The organism is Arthrobacter sp. TJ-265 (genome assembly GCF_058269135.1).
This window is the reverse complement of sequence record NZ_JBZCND010000001.1, coordinates 433,166-451,246: the sequence shown is the minus strand read 5'-3', so window position 1 is coordinate 451,246 and position 18,081 is coordinate 433,166. Positions and strand designations below refer to the sequence as shown.

At 70.3% G+C, this 18,081-nt stretch carries 14 protein-coding genes; 2 read left to right on the top strand and 12 right to left on the bottom strand.

What is annotated here, in order from left to right; all coding sequences use genetic code 11:
- Positions 1-6 precede the first annotated feature (6 nt).
- On the bottom strand, positions 7-1,146 hold the full coding sequence (locus AC4D2E_RS02165; RefSeq protein ID WP_104166281.1) for a carbohydrate kinase family protein: 1,140 nt from the start codon (positions 1,144-1,146) through the stop codon (positions 7-9).
- A gap of 123 nt (positions 1,147-1,269) precedes the next feature.
- Here AC4D2E_RS02165 and AC4D2E_RS02160 point away from each other — a divergent pair, with 123 nt between their 5' ends.
- Complete coding sequence (locus tag AC4D2E_RS02160; RefSeq protein WP_490951524.1) at positions 1,270-1,518, top strand: hypothetical protein; 249 nt, start codon at positions 1,270-1,272, stop codon at positions 1,516-1,518.
- Positions 1,515-2,870 carry a family 4 glycosyl hydrolase gene (locus AC4D2E_RS02155; RefSeq protein ID WP_490951523.1) on the top strand — a complete coding sequence of 452 codons (1,356 nt, stop codon included), beginning with the start codon at positions 1,515-1,517 and terminating at the stop codon, positions 2,868-2,870. Before AC4D2E_RS02160 ends, AC4D2E_RS02155 begins: the two co-directional genes overlap by 4 nt.
- Here the strand turns inward: AC4D2E_RS02155 and AC4D2E_RS02150 are convergent.
- The 11 genes from AC4D2E_RS02150 to glmS form a co-directional block, all read right to left on the bottom strand.
- Positions 2,825-3,625: an HpcH/HpaI aldolase family protein gene (locus AC4D2E_RS02150; protein ID WP_490951522.1), complete on the bottom strand. Its 801-nt coding sequence runs from the start codon at positions 3,623-3,625 to the stop codon at positions 2,825-2,827. The two genes, AC4D2E_RS02155 and AC4D2E_RS02150, sit on opposite strands and share 46 nt — an antisense overlap.
- A gap of 87 nt (positions 3,626-3,712) precedes the next feature.
- Positions 3,713-4,222: a GNAT family N-acetyltransferase gene (locus AC4D2E_RS02145; RefSeq protein ID WP_104166289.1), complete on the bottom strand. Its 510-nt coding sequence runs from the start codon at positions 4,220-4,222 to the stop codon at positions 3,713-3,715.
- The gene (mgrA, locus tag AC4D2E_RS02140; RefSeq protein WP_490951521.1) at positions 4,222-5,268 is read right to left on the bottom strand and encodes an L-glyceraldehyde 3-phosphate reductase; all 1,047 of its coding nucleotides are present in this window, start codon (positions 5,266-5,268) and stop codon (positions 4,222-4,224) included. The genes AC4D2E_RS02145 and mgrA overlap by 1 nt, the downstream gene beginning before the upstream one ends.
- Positions 5,269-5,383: 115 nt before the next feature.
- Positions 5,384-6,100: an EAL domain-containing protein gene (locus tag AC4D2E_RS02135; protein ID WP_258069765.1), complete on the bottom strand. Its 717-nt coding sequence runs from the start codon at positions 6,098-6,100 to the stop codon at positions 5,384-5,386.
- A 171-nt stretch (positions 6,101-6,271) separates the two neighbouring features.
- On the bottom strand, positions 6,272-7,474 hold the full coding sequence (locus AC4D2E_RS02130) for a GGDEF domain-containing protein (RefSeq protein ID WP_104166293.1): 1,203 nt from the start codon (positions 7,472-7,474) through the stop codon (positions 6,272-6,274).
- A gap of 155 nt (positions 7,475-7,629) precedes the next feature.
- The gene (gene treZ, locus AC4D2E_RS02125; RefSeq protein WP_490951520.1) at positions 7,630-9,384 is read right to left on the bottom strand and encodes a malto-oligosyltrehalose trehalohydrolase; all 1,755 of its coding nucleotides are present in this window, start codon (positions 9,382-9,384) and stop codon (positions 7,630-7,632) included.
- Entirely contained in the window at positions 9,381-11,693 is a 2,313-nt protein-coding gene (treY, locus tag AC4D2E_RS02120; protein WP_490951519.1) for a malto-oligosyltrehalose synthase, read from the bottom strand. Before treY ends, treZ begins: the two co-directional genes overlap by 4 nt.
- Before the next feature lie 54 nt (positions 11,694-11,747).
- The gene (gene glgX, locus AC4D2E_RS02115; protein ID WP_490951518.1) at positions 11,748-13,934 is read right to left on the bottom strand and encodes a glycogen debranching protein GlgX; all 2,187 of its coding nucleotides are present in this window, start codon (positions 13,932-13,934) and stop codon (positions 11,748-11,750) included.
- A 141-nt stretch (positions 13,935-14,075) separates the two neighbouring features.
- Entirely contained in the window at positions 14,076-15,638 is a 1,563-nt protein-coding gene (locus AC4D2E_RS02110) for a bifunctional ADP-dependent NAD(P)H-hydrate dehydratase/NAD(P)H-hydrate epimerase (protein WP_490951517.1), read from the bottom strand.
- Positions 15,639-15,682: 44 nt separating this feature from the next.
- On the bottom strand, positions 15,683-16,054 hold the full coding sequence (locus AC4D2E_RS02105) for a holo-ACP synthase (RefSeq protein ID WP_104166303.1): 372 nt from the start codon (positions 16,052-16,054) through the stop codon (positions 15,683-15,685).
- Positions 16,055-16,108: 54 nt separating this feature from the next.
- Positions 16,109-18,049: a glutamine--fructose-6-phosphate transaminase (isomerizing) gene (gene glmS, locus AC4D2E_RS02100; protein ID WP_104166305.1), complete on the bottom strand. Its 1,941-nt coding sequence runs from the start codon at positions 18,047-18,049 to the stop codon at positions 16,109-16,111.
- Positions 18,050-18,081: the final 32 nt, after the last annotated feature.

Here is an 18,081-nt window from a genome sequence, read left to right as displayed (position 1 = left end):
GTCAGGTCACCGGACGCCCGGTGCGTCCGGGCCACCCTCGCAGGGACGGACCGACGGTGAGGCATCGGAATGCCGCGCGATCGTCGCCGCCGCCCTGCGCGATGCCTGGCCCGGAACGTCGGACACGAGGTCCTCCAGGAAGGCGTAGCGGCGCCGCAACTGCTTCTGCACCGCGTCGCGTCCCGCGCTGACCCGGTGCCACCAGTCCGCGATGTCACCCCACCCGGGAGCTGCCAGCGAACCGCCGACGTGCTGGACGGACAGCGAGGCGCAGAGATTCGCGAAACCCAGGCGTTCGGCGAGCGGGAAGCCCGCCAGGTCGGCCATGACGAAGGCCGCGCTGAAGCAGTCCCCGGCGCCCGTGGGGTCGTGGGCGGACACGGGAAGGGCGGGCACCCACTCCTCCTCCCCCGTGAGCGAGTCGATGGCGATCGCGCCGTGCTGGCCGACGGTGACGACCGCGACCGGAACCCGGTCCGCCAGCGAGTACAGCGCAGCCCACGGATCGTCCATGCGGGTGTATGCCATGGCTTCGACGGCGTTCGGCATGAACGAGTAGAAATGATCGAGTGAGGCGAGCGTCTCGGGCGCCCACGCACCGTCCGGGTCCCACCCCACATCGCCGAAGAGTTTCGTGCCGCGGGCCGCTGCCGCCTCCGCCCATGGCTCGATCTCCTGCTCCACGCTGACGACGGCGGCACGGCACGACGGCGGCGGCGCTCCGATGAGCTCGGTGGCGCGCAGCGGCGCGGCGTGGCCGTGCGTCACCATCGACCGGTCCTGGTGCACGGAGAGGGAGACCGTGACCGGAGAGTGCCACTGCCCGAAGACGCGCGAGCGGGACAGGTCCACGTGTTCCTGGTCCTGCAGCACGTCCCAGTTGAACTGCCCGTAGCCGTCGTCGCCGAACGCCGCGGCGAGCGTGGTGCGCAGACCGAGGCGGCTCGCGGCGATCGCCTGGTTCGCGATCCCTCCCGGGCCGGAGCCCATGCCGTCGGTCCACACCTCGGTGCCCGGCGCCGGAAGCCGCTCCAGCCCCGTGAACACGATGTCGAAGAAGACCTGCCCGGTGAGGAGCAGGTCGAACTCGGGCCCGTCCGGGCCCCGCGTGGCTGCCAGGGGATCGAAGCGGTGCTGTTGGGCCATGTACGGCACCTTACTGGTCCGGCGGGAGGTCGGCGGCCCGCAGGAGTGCTCGTCTTGTGGAATCACCCCGAGGGGCGAGGATCCGGTGCTTCTTCCGTAGGCTGGAGGCATGGCAGGGACACCATGACCCCGGACAGGGACAGCGGCAGGGACACGGGCACCGACCGGTATCCGGGGGAGCCGTCACCGCTGCTGCCCCTGGGTGCCCGCATCCTGATCGGCGTGGCGGCCGTGGTCTTCGCCCTCTCGCTCGCCTTCGTGCTCGCGTACACCACGTCGGTGCCGGTCCTGGTCTGTGTGCTCATCGGCCTGGCCCTCGCGGGAGCGCAGGTGTATGCCCTGCGCCGCGCCCTGTTCCGCGGCGGCCGATGAGCGCCGGCGCCACCCTCGTCGTCGTGGGGGGTGGGGGTTTCCGCGTGCCCCTCGTGTACCGGGCACTGTCCCAGGCACCGTTCACGGGACTGGTGTCCCACGTAGTCTCGGTGGACAGCTCGCCGGACCGCGCCCACGCCATCGCCCGGGTGCTCGGCGCACTGCCGTCGGGCGCGTCACCTGCGCCGTCGGTCCGCGTGGCAGACCGGCTGGAGGACGCACTGCCCGGCGCCGACCTCGTGTTCGCCGCCGTGCGCAGCGGCGGGGCGGAGGGCCGGATCCTCGACGAACGCGTGGCCCTGGCCTCCGGGCTGCTCGGCCAGGAGACCGTGGGAGCCGGCGGCATCTCGTACGCCCTCCGGTCCATTCCCGACATGATGCGCGTGGCCACGCTGATGCGTCACCTCGCCCCCGACGCCTGGCTCATCAACTTCACCAACCCGGCCGGCATGGTCACCGAGGCGCTCTCCGCGGTCCTGGGCCACCGCGTGATCGGCATCTGCGACTCGGCGTCGGGCCTCGTCACCCGGGCGGCCCGCGCCGCCGGCGTGGATCTGCGCGGGTCCCTGGCCGGGGTGGACTACGTGGGCCTCAACCACCTGGGCTGGCTGCGCCGGCTCGACGACGGCGGCGCCGACCGCCTCCCGGGGCTGCTCGCCGACGCCTCGCGCCTGGCGGGCTTCGAGGAGGGACGACTCTTCGGCCCGGATCTGCTCCGGGTCCTGGGCGCGCTGCCCAACGAGTACCTGTTCTACTACTACTTCCATCGTGAGGCCCTGCGCTCCATCCGCGCCGCCGACAGGACGCGCGGCGAGACGCTCCGCGACCAGCAGGCGGACCTCTTCCCCCGACTCCTGGCGTCCGGGGATCCGCTCGCGGTCTGGGAGGCCGCGCGGCGCGAGCGGGAGTCCGGCTACCTGGCCGAGGCCCGGACGGCGGAGGAGGAGCGCGACGAGGCGGACCTCGCCGGCGGCGGCTACGAGCGCGTCGCCCTCCAGGTCATGCGCGCGCTGCTCACCGGACGCCGCGCGGAGCTGATCCTCAACGTCCCCAACGGTGCGACCTTCGGGGAGCTGCCCCCGGATGCCGTCGTCGAGGTGCCGTCCGTGGTGGACGCCGGCGGCGCCCGTCCCCTGCCGGCGGCGCCGTTGGCACCCCACCAGCTGGGGCTCATGGCCGCGGTGAAGGCCGTCGAACAGGACACGATCCGCGCCGCCGTCGACCGGGACCGCGATGCCGCCCTGCGCGCCTTCGCAGGGCATCCCCTCGTGGACTCCTTCCATGCCGCCACCCGCGTGCTCGCGGGTTACGAGGAGGCGTTCCCGGCGCTGAAGGCGTCCTGGTCCGGCTGATCCTGCCGGGCCGTCCGCGCCTGTCCGTGCAGGGCCTCGACGCCCAGGGCGAGCAGGCCCGTGTCCGTCGCCGCGGCGATCCAGTCGAAGCCCGCCGCCGCGAGCAACGCCGCCCGGTCGGCTGAACCCCCGTACGCGCCCGTCCGGATCCCCGCCTGCCTGCAGGCACGGACGATCCGTGCCAGCGGTGCGCCGTCCTCCGCGGAGGACAGGAGGTCGTCGACGTCCAGCCCGAGGGCGAGCGACAGGTCGAACGGCCCGACGAAGATCATGTCCACGCCGGGGACGGCGGCGATCGCCTCGACCGCCTCGAGCGCGGCGGCGGTCTCGATCATGACGGCACAGAGCGGTACGGCGACGGGGGCGTCGTCGGCCCCCGGACCGTGCACCGCCCGACTGCCCGGCAGGGGCCCCCAGCTGCGGGCGCCCCGTGGCGGGTAGCGGCCGGCCGACACCGCCGCTTCCGCGTCGGCGACGCTGTTGACGAGCGGGACGACGACGCCGTCGGCTCCGGCATCCAGCGCCCTGCCGATCAGTGCGGCGTCATTGGCCGCGACCCGCACGAGCATGGGGGCGGCGTCCGCGGCCCGGAGCGCGAGGGCGTCCCTGAGCGACCGGTCGTCGAAGTGCCCGTGCTGGGCGTCGAGGCCCACCCACCCCACGCCCGACCGCGCCAGTTCGCTGGTCAGGCGGGGCTCCCCGAGCGTCGCCCAGGCGCCAAGGAGCGGATGGTGGACGGCTGGTTCAGTAGTCATGCCCCATTGTGTCCCGGCGTCGCCGCGCCGGTGCCCCACGCCGCCGTGTCGATGCCGTGGCGATGCCGTGGCGATGCCGTGGCCCGCTTACAGGAAGCGGTGCATGATGTGGAGGCCGGTCGGTCCGGCCGAGGGATGGAGGAAGGCGCCCGGGACGGTCCCGACGATCGCGAAGCCCAGTGAGATCCAGAGGGCGACAGCCCGTTCGTTCGTCTGGACGACGGCGTTGAACTGCATCGCCGTGTAGCCCGCCGCACCCGCTTCCTCGAGCACGTGGCCGGCGAGGGCACGGCCCACCCCACGGCCCCCGGCGTCGGCCGCGACCAGGAAGGAGGCGTTCGCCACATGGGCCCCGTTGCCGCCCCGGTTGGCGTGCAACTGCGCCGTGCCGACGACGCGACCGGTGTCGGCCTCCACCGCCACGACCACGACGAGGGTCGGATCGGTCCCGGCCGCACCGGGAAGCCATTCGAGCCGGCCCGCTGCCTCGTCCAGGGAGGTGTCCCAGCAGTAGGTCTCACCCGCCCGGGCCACCGGTCGCAGGATGTCCCAGATGGCCGGCCAGTCCTCCGGGACGGCCACCCGGAACCGGAGCATCAGGCCTCGAGGGCGTTGGCCCAGAGGTTGATGTCGGACTCGACGGCGTATTCGTCGATGGCGTGAAGCTCCTCGGCCGTGAAATCCAGACGTTCGATGGCGGCGAGGCTGTCCTCGAGCTGGCGGACGCTGGAGGCCCCGATCAGCGCCGAGGTCACCGGGGTGCCGCTGGACCGATCCCGCAGGATCCAGGCGATGGCCAGCTGCGCCAGGCTCTGCCCCCGACCCTCGGCGATCCGGTTCAGGCCCCGGATCCGATCCAGGTTCTCCGCACTGAGCTGGCCCTGATCCAGCGATTTCCCCGCGGCGGCCCGGGAGTCCTCCGGCACTCCGTCCAGGTACCGGCTCGTCAGCAGGCCCTGCGCCAGCGGGGAGAACGCGATCGAGCCTGCCCCGACCTGCTCCAGGGCCTCGAACAGATTCGGGGACCCGTTCTCCGTCCACCGGTTCAGCATCGAGTACGAGGGCTGATGGATCACCAGCGGCGTCCCCAGGTCCTTCAGGATCGCCGCGGCCTCCAGGGTCCGCTCCGGCGAGTACGAGGAGATCCCCGCATACAGGGCCCGCCCGGAGCGCACCGCGGTGTCCAGGGCGCCCATCGTCTCCTCCAACGGGGTCTCCGGATCGGGGCGGTGGCTGTAGAAGATGTCGACGTACTCCAGGCCCATCCGCTCCAGCGACTGGTCCAGGCTCGCCAGCAGATACTTCCGCGACCCGAAGTTCCCGTACGGGCCCGGCCACATGTCGTACCCGGCCTTCGTGGAGATCACCAGCTCATCGCGGAACGGGCGGAAATCGTCCTTCAGATGCCGGCCGAAGTTCGTCTCCGCGCTCCCGTACGGCGGGCCGTAATTGTTGGCGAGGTCGAAATGCGTCACCCCCAGATCGAACGCTCGGCGCAGGATGTCCCGCTGCACCCCGAACGCCTTGTCGTCCCCGAAGTTGTGCCACAGGCCCAGGGACACCGCGGGTAACTGCAGCCCGCTCACCCCCACCCGGCGGTACGGCATCGACTCGTAGCGGCTCTCAACAGGGTGATACGTCATTGCTTCATCCTAGGGGAGCATCCCGACGCGGCGCGGGACGGAATGACGTCGCTGGATATCCGGCGAGGAAGCGTGGCCGGCCTGATCGTCGGGAAGCCCGGGCCGGGGCGCCTGGTCAGGCGCTGGCGCTGATCGCCGCACCCGATCGGATCCGGACCTGGGGGAGTTCCTCGAAGGCCGGCTTCGCGAACCAGTAGCCTTGGAACAGGCGGATGCCGCTCCGCTTCAGGAACGCGAACTCCGCCTCCGTCTCGACGCCTTCTGCGAGCACCGTGATGCCGAGGTCCTCGGCGATGCCCACGATGCCGGCGACGACGGCCTGGCGGGCCGGGCTGCTGTCGGCTCCCCGGACGAGCTTCATGTCGATCTTGATCAGATCCGGCTGGAACTCGACCAGGAGCCCCAGTCCCGCATGGCCGGCACCGAAGTCGTCGATGGCGGTGGTGAAACCATGCTTGCGGTACTCGGTGATGATGTTCGTGAGGTGGGCGGTGTCCGCGACTTCCTCGTTCTCGGTGAACTCGAACATGATCGACGACGTCGGGAAACTGCATCGAGCGGCCGCGAGCAGCGTCGCACGGAGGCATGCCGCCGGTTCGTAGACCGCGTTCGGCATGAAGTTGATCGACAGCTTCACCTCTTCGTCCGCGGGAAACAGCCGCGACGCGAGTTCGATGGCCTTGATCCGGCAGTCCTGGTCGAAGCGGTACTTCTGCTCCGGGGAGACCCTCGACAGCACCTCGAATGCACCCTCGCCCGCCAGCCCCCTGACCAGCGCCTCGTAGCCCCACACCCGGTCGTCCACCGCGTCGTAGATCGGCTGGAAAGCCATGCTGAAATCGAAGTCGAGTCGTGACGATGTCGCGCAGCCGTTGCATGCCATGCGGAGTGCCCCCTTACTGGTCCGGTCCACCATAGGACATGCACGGTCCGGTGCGGATGTGCCACGCGAGAGCCGGTTTCCGCGCGACGCGGCGGGCAGGTGATCACGCGACCGCGCGGTTCAGACCCTGACGTCGTCCCCGGGAGATCCGGGGGACGTGCCGTGTCGCTGGTCCGCCGGTCCGACGGCCTGGACGGACTTGTCCCGCCCCCCGGCTTTCGCCGTGTACAGCGCGCGGTCGGCCGCGGCGATCGCCGCATCGAGGTCGTAGCCGGACGCCTCGATCGAGGAGATGCCGTAACTCACCGTGGGCATCGTGAAGCCACCCGGTGTGGGCTGCACCCGCAGCGCCAGGCTCACGTCGCGGGTGATGTCCTCGGTCCGGGATACCGAGGCACCGGGCAGCAGGAAGATGAACTCCTCGCCGCCGTACCGCCCCACGAGGTCCGTGGCACGGACCGTCTCCGAACAGGCCTGCGCGAAGGCCTTCAGCACGCTGTCACCGGCTGCATGGCCGTGGGTGTCGTTGATCGCCTTGAAGAAGTCGAGGTCGGCGAGGATGAGCGCTCCGGGCCGTTCCGTCCGTGCCAGGCGGTCCACGTGCAGGTGTGCGAGGTCGAGGAATCCGGCGCGGTTGAGCAGCCCGGTCAGGGCGTCCCGGTCGGCACGCGTCCGCAGGTCGGCCGCGATCTGCTCGGCGCTGAGCGCGGCCGCGCTGAAGGACACGATGACCAGCAGGACCAGGGTGACCAGTGCCGTGATGCTCGAATCGAAGAAGGTGGTGAACACGTAGCCGTCCGGTCCTCCTACGACGAAGGCGACGCCCCGGGCGAGGTACAGCACCGCGACGGCCCCGGAGGCGGCCGCGAGCGGCGCCTGCACCCTGCTGTAGCTGCTGGGCAGGCGCCACAGCTCCCACGAGGCGAGCCCGATCGTCAGGGACATCATGCCGAGGAACACCGCTCCACCGGACCACGTGTTCGTCGCCGGGCTGTCGACCACCGAGGCCAGCAGGGTCAGCAGCGGCGCCGCCGCGAGTTGCAGCCAGCCCGGCCTTCCGGTCCGCAGGGTCCGCGCCCCGGCCCAGACGCTGACCGTTCCCATGACCGACAGCGTGTGGGCCGTGGGGTGCGCCCAGACCTGGTGGTGGGAGCCGTCGAGCAGGTGGATGGAGGATCCGATGCAGAAGAACAGGATCGCTGCACACCACCAGGCGCTGTAGGCGGAGCGGGTCTGGCGGAACGCCACGGTGTAGAAGAGCACCAGGAGGGTGATCGCGACGGCGCCGAAGGCAACCCGCAGTGTGGTGATGTCCAGCGTCATAGGTGTTCCTGCCGTCTCGTTCTTCCCGGTCCCGTCTCCGGATGCCCAGGGGATTCGCCTCCCGGGGGGAAGAATCTCCAGCCAGTATGCAGGAGCCCACCGACCCTTCGGCCGGTGGGCGCCCTCTCCTGTCGAAACCCTTGCAGAGTCCTGATCTACGCTCGGCCCGGGGCGAGGACCAGGGAGGCGTGTGCCGGCAGCTGCACCGTGTCGGCCAGCAGCCCGACGCCGTCCACCGTGGACAGCAGGACCTCCGCGGTGCTGCCGCCCACCGGGACGGTCACCATCGCGTCGCTCAGGTTGAGGATCACGGCGGTGCTGCCCCGATGCAGGACGATCCAGCGGCTGTCCTCGTCGAAGTCCACGGAGATGCTGCCGAAGTCGGGGTCGCGCAGTTCCGGTCGTGACCGGCGGAGGCGGATGAGCTCGCGGTACGTGGACAGCAGGTCGGCGTGGTGTCCCTGCTCCACTTCCGCCCAGTCCAGCTTGGCCGAGGCGAAGGTCGCGGGGTCCTGCGGGTTGGGGACGTCCTCCGGGCGCCAGCCCATGCGCTCGAATTCCCTGAGCCGCCCCTCCGCGGTGGCCTTTCCGAGCTCCGGCTCCGGGTGGGACGTGAAGAACGGCCACGGCGTCGACGCCCCGTACTCCTCGCCCATGAACAGCATCGGCGTGAACGGCCCGAGGATGTTCAGGACCGCCGCCTGCGCGAGCTGCGCCGGGTTCAGCGTCGCGCTGATGCGGTCGCCGGCGGCCCTGTTGCCGATCTGGTCGTGGTTCTGGGTCGCGACGACGAGTTGCAGGGGGCTGACCCGGGCCGGGTCGATCTCGCGGCCGTGGTGACGTTCCCTGAAGGACGAATAGGTGCCGTTGTGGAAGAAACCCTTCTCGAGGACCTTGGCGAGCGCGCCCACCGAGTCGAAGTCGAGGTAGTACCCCTCGGTCTCCCCCGTCAGGTTGACGTGCACCGCGTGGTGGAAGTCGTCGCTCCACTGCCCGGCGAGACCGTAGCCACCGACCTCGCGGCCCTGGATGAGGCGCGGATCGTTGAGGTCCGATTCGGCGATGAGGAACAGCGGCTTGCCGAGTTCCGCCGCACACTCGTCCGTGCGGATGGCGAACTCCTCGAGGATGTGCACCGCGCGCTCGTCGTGCAATGCGTGCACGGCATCGAGGCGCAGCCCGTCCACGTGGTAGTCCCGGAACCACATCAGCAGGTTCTCGAGGACGTAGTTCCGGACCTCGTCCGACTGCGGGCCGTCGAGGTTCAGGGAGTCGCCCCACGTGTTGGACAGGCCCTCGGTGAGGTAGGGACCGAAGAGCCCCAGGTAGTTGCCGCTCGGACCGAGGTGGTTGTGGACGACGTCCTGGATGACGCCCAGACCCGCCTGGTGTGCCGCGTCGACGAAGCGCTGGTAGGCGGCCGGGCCGCCGTACGTCTCCTGCACCGCGTACCAGAGGACGCCGTCATAACCCCAGTTGTGCGTGCCGTTGAACGCGTTGACGGGCAGGAGTTCCACGTACTGGACACCGAGGTCCACCAGGTGGTCCAGCTTGCCGATGGCGGCGTCGAGGGTTCCCTCGGGGGTGAAGGTGCCGAGGTGCACCTCGTAGATGACGCCGCCGTTCATCCCCGGAGACTGCCACGACGCGTCCTGCCACTGGTGCGCGGACGGGTCGAACGTCCGCGAGAGCCCGTGCACGCCGTCGGGCTGGCGCCGTGACCGGGGATCGGGCACGGGTGTCCCGGCGTCGTCGACGAGGTAGCCGTAGGACACGTCCTCGCCGGCCGCGGGGGCCTCCGGGGCGTGCCACCACCCGCCTCCACCCTGCGTCATGGGGTATCGGGCGCCGTCGGCGACGAGGGTGAGGGACGTGGCGCGGGGTGCCCAGACCTCGAATGGCGAACTCATGCTGCGTCCTCCTGGACCAGTAGTGCTGCGGGGAAGGTGGAGAAGATGTCGGCGGCCCTGACCGTGCCGCCGGTCACCGAGGCGCCCGTGAGGGCACAGGTGTACCGGCCCTCGGGGAGCTCGAGCGTGGTGTCGCCCCAGCCGGAGCCCTGCGCGAGCGTGTAGGGCCGGCGCGTGATCAGGGTGACGGCCCCTCCGCGGTCGAACGCGAAGACGTGGTCCGCTGCCGCACCGGAGGACGTGATCGCGGTGTAGCCGGTGAACAGTTCGGGACGGTCACGGCGCAGTCTGAGGGCGCGTGACACGACGAGCAGCTTCGCGTGGGCATCGGCATCGACCTGGGGCAGCGCGCCGAAGTCGAGGTCGGTCAGCACCTTGCGGCGGGCGTCGTAGTCCACCTCGCGGCGATTGTCGGGATCCACGAGGGAGGTGTCCCAGAACTCGGTCCCCTGGTAGACGTCCGGCACCCCCGGCATGGTGAGCTGGAGCAGCTTCAAGCCGATCGAGTTGGACCAGCCGGCCTGCTGGATCCGCGCGACGAGGCCGGAGATCAGCGACGCCACGGCGTCGTCGTCGAAGGCCGCGTCGACGGCGTCGTGCATGCCGCGTTCGAACCCTTCGTCCGGCGCGGTCCAGTGCGTGCTGGAATCCGCTTCGCGGGACGCCTTCTCGGCGTAGGCGTGGGCCCGCTCCCTGCTGAGCGGCCAGGCCCCGATGAGCGACTGCCACAGGAGCGGCGCGAAGGACGGGTCCTTGATGGGGGCCAGCTCCTCCAGCTGGTCGAGGAGGCCTGTCCATTCGCCGGCGAGTTCCGAGAGCACGGAGATGCGCGACCGCGTGTCCTCGCTGCGCTTGGTGTCGTGCGTGCTGAGGGTCGTCATGGCCAGCGGGCTCTCGGCCTGCCGTTCGAGCAGGCGACGGTGCAGTTCCAGCGGGTCGATCGAGAAGATGGACGGGTCGGCGCCGACCTCGTTGAGCGAGACGAGGCGGGAGTACCGGTAGAACGCGGTGTCCTCGACGCCCTTCGCCATCACCATGCCGGAGGTCTGCTGGAAGCGACGCGCGAGTTCGGTGAGCTCCCCGGGGCCCTCGAGGAACGGGTTCAGGAGCGGGTGGAGCACGGCGAGGGCGTCCGCGAGGTCGGGGCGGCGCACCTGGGCGTCCCGTACCGCGTCGGCGAGGTACTCGGCACCGCCGGGCAGGTAGCTGCGGTAGACGGGGAAGCAGGTGAGCAGTTCGGCGATCGCGTCGGCCGTCGTGTCGGCGTCGAGGTCCGCAGTGGCCGGGACGAGCCGCGCGAGCCGCAGCACCTCGGAGCGGAGGATGCCGTCGGCGATGCCGCGCTTGGTCCCGTGGATCATCTCGTGGAACGGCGCGACCGGCACGGACCGCGTGAGCTCGTGCTCCCCCGCAGGGTCGGTGAACAGCCGGTCGATGTCCGCGAGGGCGTCGTAGCCGGTGGTGCCCTCCGTCGCCCAGTCCGTCGGGAGCTTCTCCCCCGGCTCGAGGATCTTCTCCACGAGCACGTAGGCGCCACCGGTCAGGGTGCGGAGGTCCTCCAGGTAGCCCTTCGGGTCGGCGAGACCGTCGGGGTGATCGATGCGCAGTCCGTCCACGAGCCCCTCGTCGAACCACCGCTTGACCTCGCTGTGGCTCTCCTGGAACACCCAGGGGACCTCGACGCGCAGCCCTGCGAGGGTGTTCACGCCGAAGAACCGCCGGTAGTTGAGCTCCGCATCCGCCCGGCGCCAGTTCACGAGTTCGTAGTGCTGGCGGGCGTGGACCTCCGCCCCCGTGTCGCCGGGGTGGGCCGTGCCGTCCGCGATTGGGAACCGGTTGTCGTAGTAGTGCAGCTCACCGTCGACGACCACGAGCTGGTCCAGCTCGTCGTCGCCGTCGCCGAGGACAGGGACCCGGAGGCGCCCCCCGTTGGCGTCCCAGTCGACGTCGAACGCCTCGGCCATGCGCGAGCCGCGGCCCTCCGCCAGGAGCTGCCACCACCACGCGTTGTCCGCGGGGGTCTCGATGCCCATGTGGTTGGGCACGATGTCGACGAGGACGCCCAGGCCCGCCGCCCGGGCGGCCTCACTGAGGGCAGCGAGGCCGTCCGGACCGCCGCGGTCGGGGTCCACGGTGGTGGGGTCGGTGACGTCGTAGCCGTGCCCGGACCCCTTCTCCGCCGTGAGGATCGGCGACAGGTACACCCAGTCCACCCCCAGGTCGTGCAGGTACGGCACCAGGGCCGCGGCCCGATGCAGGTCGAACTCGCTCCGGATCTGCAGCCGGTAGGTCGATTTCGGTGTCAACACGTGGGGGTCCTCCTGGGACGGTGGGTGGGTGTACCTGTCGGGGCGGGACAGGCGCTAGGGGGTGCCCGTCTTGGCGGTGACCTCGTTGGCGAGGATCGCCAGCGACGCCGCGACCGAGTGGTCGAGGTCCTCGACCTCCGTGTGGACCCGGAGGACCACCATGGACTTCGCCTCGACCGAAACCGTGGCGCCGGCCGGGATGGCGGCGGTGTCGGCGTACTTGCCGGCCGTGTCGATCACCTCGTCCCAGGAGATGCCGTACTCGTCCGACGGGATCGTGAAGTCGACGGCCTCGTCATGCGCGTTGAAGTAGAGCAGGAAGTTGGCATCGACGATCCGCTGTCCACGGGCGTCGCGCCCCTGGATGCCCTGCCCGTTGAGGAACACGCCGATCGAGCGGCCGAAGCCGCTGTCCCAGTCCTCGGGGGCCATGAGCTCACCTGCGGTGTCCAGCCAGACGATGTCCGGCAGTGCCTCGCCCTCGCCGCGGCGCACGGGCCGTCCGTCGAAGAACCGGCGACGGCGGAAGGTGGGGTGCTCGGAGCGCAAGCGGTTGACGGCCGCCGTGAACTCGAGCAGCGGCTGGTCCATCTTGTCCCAGTGCACCCAGCTGAGCTCGGAGTCCTGGCAGTAGGTGTTGTTGTTGCCGTCCTGCGTGCGGCCGATCTCGTCGCCGTGCAGCAGCATCGGAACGCCCTGGGAGAGCAGCAGTGTCGCGATGAAGTTGCGCTGCTGCCGGACCCGGAGTGCGAGGACCTCGGGGTCGTCGGTGGGTCCCTCGGCGCCGCCGTTCCATGACCGGTTGTGCGATTCGCCGTCGTTGTTGTCCTCGCCGTTGGCCTCGTTGTGCTTCTCGTTGTAGGACACGAGGTCGCGCAGCGTGAACCCGTCATGGGCCGTGACGAAGTTGATCGAGGCGACGGGGCGTCGCATGCTGTGCTCGTAGAGGTCGGCCGAGCCCGTCAGGCGGGACGCGAACTCACCGATGCTGGAAGGCTCGCCGCGCCAGAAGTCACGGACGGTGTCGCGGTACTTGCCGTTCCACTCCGTCCACTGCGGCGGGAAGTTGCCCACCTGGTAGCCGCCGGGTCCCACATCCCAGGGCTCGGCGATGAGCTTGACCTGCGAGACGATCGGATCCTGCTGCACGAGTTCGAAGAAGGCCGACAGGCGGTCCACCTCGTAGAACTCGCGGGCGAGGGCCGAGGCCAGGTCGAAACGGAAGCCGTCGACGTGCATCTCGGTGACCCAGTAGCGCAGGGAGTCCATGAGCAGCTGCAGGGAGTGCGGGTTCCCGACGTTGAGGGAGTTACCGGTGCCCGTGGTATCCATGTAGTACTGCTTGTCGTCCTCCACCAGGCGGTAGTAGGACGCGTTGTCGATGCCGCGCATGGAGATGGTGGGGCCCATGTGGTTTCCCTCGGCGGTGTGGTTGTACACCACGTCGAGGATGACCTCGATGCCCGCCAGGTGCAGTTCGCGCACCATGGCCTTGAACTCCTGGACCTGCTCGCCCTGGTCCCCGGAGGAGTTGTACTTGTTGTGCGGCGCGAAGAAGCCGATGGTGTTGTAGCCCCAGTAGTTCGAGAGGCCCTTCTCCTGGAGCGTGCTGTCGTTCACGAACTGGTGCACGGGCATGAGCTCGATCGCCGTGACGCCGAGCTTCTGCAGGTGCGCGATCACCGAGGGGTGGGCGATGCCGGCGTAGGTGCCGCGCTGCTCCTCGGGGATGTCCGGGTGCAGCTGCGTGAGGCCCTTGACGTGCGCCTCGTAGATGACGGACTGGTGGTAGGGCGTCCGCGGCATGCGGTCGCCGTCCCAGTTGAAGAAGGGGTTGACGACGACGCCGAGCATCATGTGCGCTGCGGAGTCGTCGTTGTTGACGGAGTGCTCGTCGCCGAAGTTGTAGCCGAACAGCGCCTGGTCCCAGTCGAGGTCGCCGGAGATGGCCTTCGCATATGGGTCGAGGAGGAGCTTGTTCGGGTTGCAGCGGTGTCCCTCTGCCGGGTTGTTCGGGCCGTGGACCCGGTAGCCGTACTTCTGCCCGGGAGTCACCTGCGGGAGGTACCCGTGCCAGACGTAGCCGTCGACCTCCTTGAGCTCGATGCGCGTCTCCGTGCCGTCGTCGTCGAAGAGGCAGAGGACAACCAGGTCCGCGACCTCACTGTAGAGCGCGAAGTTCGTGCCGGTGCCATCGTAGGTGGCTCCCAGGGGATAAGCGTCGCCGGGCCATAGTTCCATGAGTTCTCCTTGTATCTTCTGCCGCGGCCGCCTCCATGGGCGGTCACGTATCACTCGCAGGCGTCGGGGTCCTGGTGCCCCGCGTGCTTGCTTCATACATAGCGCATTCGTCTGTCAGCGCGGTTAATCGGGTCGGTCACCTCAGGGGGTTGCGGCTAGGCGACGCTCCTCCACGAGGTCCGCGACCACCGCACGGATGGACCCGGGCAGACCGGACACCACCACGGGTCCGGACCGGGCAGCGAGCTGTCCGGCCCTTCCGTGGATCAGTGCTCCCGCGGCGGCGATGGCCGCCCAGAGGTCGGCATCCACCACCCCTACGCGGTCCGCCGCGCCGTCGTCCCCGGCGAGCGTCGCGATGAGCGCACCGATGATACCGGAGAGCGTGTCCCCGGAGCCTGCGGTGGAGAGCCAGGGGGTCGCATCGGCCTGGACGAACAACGCGCCGGAGGGGGCTGCGACGACGGTCGTGTACCCCTTGAGCAGCACCGTGGCGCCCGTGCTCTCGGCGGCACGCAGCGCGAAATGCGCGGGCTCGGCCTCGATCTCGGACCGCTCCGCGTCGACCCCGCGGGCCGCCAGCAGCTCGCGCAGTTCTCCCGCGTGCGGCGTGAGGACGACCTGCGGGCCCATGCGTTCGGGCACCGCGGTCAGCGCCCCCGCGTCGACGACGACGGGCAGCCCCGAGGCGATGGCGTCGACGGCCCGGCGCCGCTGGTCGTCGTCGTCCACGGCACCGGGGCCGACGAGCCATGCCTGGGAGCGCGCCTCGGCGATCGATCCGGTGGACGCCACGGCCTCGGGGTTCCACTGGTGGACCAGCGCGGCGACGGCGTCGGGGCCGAGGTAGCGCACCATCCCGACTCCGGTGGCCAGCGCCGCACCGACGGCGAGGGCGGCAGCTCCCGGGTAGCGCGTGGATCCCGCGGCGACGCCGAGCACCCCGCGCGAATACTTGTGGTCGTGCGCCCCGGGCAGGCGGAGGACGGCTGCGGCGTCGGCGCCCTGGAGGCTGCGCGCGGCCGGCGTGAACCCGGAGAAGTCGAGGCCGATGTCGACCACGTTCAGCTCACCGGCCGCCACCGCGCCGTCGCCGATCAGGAGGCCGGGCTTCGCGGCCCCGAAGGTGACTGTCGCATCCGCGAGGAGGACGGGCCCGTCGATGCGGCCGGTGTCCACGCCGATGCCGCTCGGCAGGTCGCAGGCGACGACGATCGTGGATCGGGTCGCATGCGGGCCGGCTGCCGCGTCGAAGGCCCGGACGAAGTCCGCGGCGGGGCCGCGCAGGCCGCCGGCGGCACCGGTGCCGAGGATCCCGTCGAGGAGGATGTCGGAGGCGGCCGCATGGGCCGCCAGGGCGGCGAGGTCGGGGGCATCACCCAGGCGGACGCTCGTCCCGCCGGCGTGCGTGAAAGCCTCGAGCGCAGCGTCGTGGACGCGGTCCGCCGTGAGGATCGCCGTTGCCCCGACGCCCCGCCGCAGGAGACGCTCCCCCGCGTACAGCGCATCAGCGCCGTTGTTCCCGCTCCCGGCCAGCACGACGGCGGTGGCCCCGTAGGTGCCGCGACCGGCCTCGCGCAGCAGGCCGAGGGCCACGCCGAACAGGCCGTGGGCAGCCCGCTGCATCAGGGCGTCACCCTGGCCGGCGTCGAGGAGTGGTGCCTCCGCAGCGCGGACGTCACCACCGGAAAATGCTTGGAGCATATGATCGAGCTTAGCGGTAAGCCAGACGATAATCAGCAAGGTTACTATTGGCGGCCTGCCGGTATGCTGCCCTCGGCCACCACCATGGCCGTGGCGAGCCCGCCGTCGTGGCTGATGGACAGATGCCACGTCTGGACGCCCCGGGCGGCGGCGGCCTCGGCCACGGTCCCGTCCACCACGACGGACGGCGCGCCGGTCTCGTCCACCGCGATGGTGCAGTGCTGCCAGTTCATGCCCACGGGAGCGCCGACCGCTTTCGCGACGGCCTCCTTGGCCGCGAAACGCGCGGCGAGCGACCGGGTGTTCAGGTGGCGTTCGGCGGGCACGAACAGACGCTCGAGGAGCGCCGGGGTGCGTTCGAGCTGCTGCCGGAAGCGTTCGACGTCCACGACGTCGACGCCGATGCCGACGATCACACCCGCACCCGGCCGGGTGCCGCCGCGGAGCTCCGCAGCGGCACCGGGAAGGGACTATTCAACCGTGACCGACTTCGCCAGGTTGCGCGGCTGGTCGACGTCGTAGCCCTTGGCGCTGGCCAGGGCGAGGGCGAAGATCTGCAGCGGCACCGTGGTCAGCAGCGGTGCGAGCAGCGTCGGGGACTCGGGCACGTAGAACACGTGCTCCGAGTACGCCTCCACCGAGGTATCGCCCTCCTCCGCGATGACGATCGTCACAGCGCCGCGCGCGCGGATCTCCTGGACGTTGGACACCACCTTGGCGTGCAGGGAGTCGCGGCCGTTCGGGGACGGCATCACCACGACGACGGGCTGGCCCTCCTCGATCAGGGCGATCGGCCCGTGCTTGAGCTCGCCCGCGGCGAAGCCCTCGGCGTGGATGTAGGCCAGCTCCTTGAGCTTCAGGGCCCCCTCCATCGCCACGGGGAAGCCCACGTGGCGGCCGAGGAACAGGACCGACTTGGCGTTGGCCATGTCCGCGCCGAGCTGCTTGATCTTGTCGGCGTCGTCGAGGATGGACTGGATCTTGGCGGGGATGCTCGAGAGATCCGTGAGCACGTCGGCGATCTCGTCCCGGTACTTGTTGCCGCGCAGCTGGGCGAGGTACAGGCCCAGCAGGTAGGCGGCGGTGATCTGCGCGAGGAACGCCTTCGTGGAGGCGACGGCGATCTCCGGGCCGGCGTGCGTGTACAGCACGGCGTCCGACTCGCGCGGGATCGTGGAGCCGTTGGTGTTGCAGATCGCGACGACCTTCGCGCCCTGCTCGCGGGCGTAGCGGACCGCCATGAGCGTGTCCATGGTCTCGCCGGACTGGGAGATCGCGACGACGAGCGTCTTCTCGGTGACGATCGGGTCGCGGTACCGGAACTCGTGGGACAGCTCCACCTCGGTGGGGATGCGGCACCAGTGCTCGATGGCGTACTTGGCCACCTGGCCGGCGTAGGCCGAGGTGCCGCAGGCGAGCACCACGATTTTGTCGACCGAGCGCAGGATCGTCTCGTCGATGCGCAGCTCGTCGAGCATCAGGTTGCCGTCGACGTCGGAACGGCCGAGGAGGGTCTGGCCGACGGCGTCGGGCTGGTCGTGGATCTCCTTCTCCATGAAGGAGTCGAAGCCGCCCTTCTCGGCGGCCGCGGCGTCCCAGCTGACGTGGAACTCCGTGCCCTCGGCGGGGGCGCCGAAGAAATCGGTGATGGTGACGTCGTCGGGCGTGATGGTGACGATCTGGTCCTGGCCGAGCTCGACGGCGCGGCGCGTGAAGTCGATGAACCCGGAGACGTCGGAGCCGAGGAAGTTCTCCCCGTCGCCCAGTCCCACCACGAGCGGTGAGTTGCGGCGGCCGGCGACGACGACGCCGGGCTGGTCCTGGTGGATGGCGAGGAGCGTGAACGCCCCTTCGAGGCGCTGGCATGCCTGCTGCAGGGCGAGGGTCAGGAGATCGCCCTGGGCGCCGCTCTCGACGAGCCCCCGGTACAGCTGGCCGACGAGCCCGGCGGCGACCTCGGTGTCGGTGTCCGAGATGAAGCTCAGTCCCTCACCGGTCAGTTCCGCCTTCAGTTCGGCGTAGTTCTCGATGATCCCGTTGTGGATCAGCGCGAGCCGGTCGCCGTCGGCGAGGTGCGGGTGCGCATTCTCGTCGGTGGGTCCGCCGTGGGTCGCCCACCGCGTGTGCCCGATCCCGGTCAGCGAGCGCGGCAGCGGGTTCTCCGCCAGCTCCCCGACGAGGTTCGTCAGCTTGCCGGCCTTCTTCCGCGACTCGATGCCGGTCGGGGTGATCACTGCCACCCCGGCGGAGTCGTACCCGCGGTATTCGAGGCGCCTGAGGCCCTCCATGACGACGTCGAGCGCGCCGTGCTGCGCTTCGGACGGTTCCTGATCGAACGCCGGGGCGACAGAGTCAAGCGCCGACGATCCCTGGCCGTTGTCCCGGCCTACATATCCCACGATTCCACACATGACACCTAGCGTACCGGTGGCCGTGTTTGTTA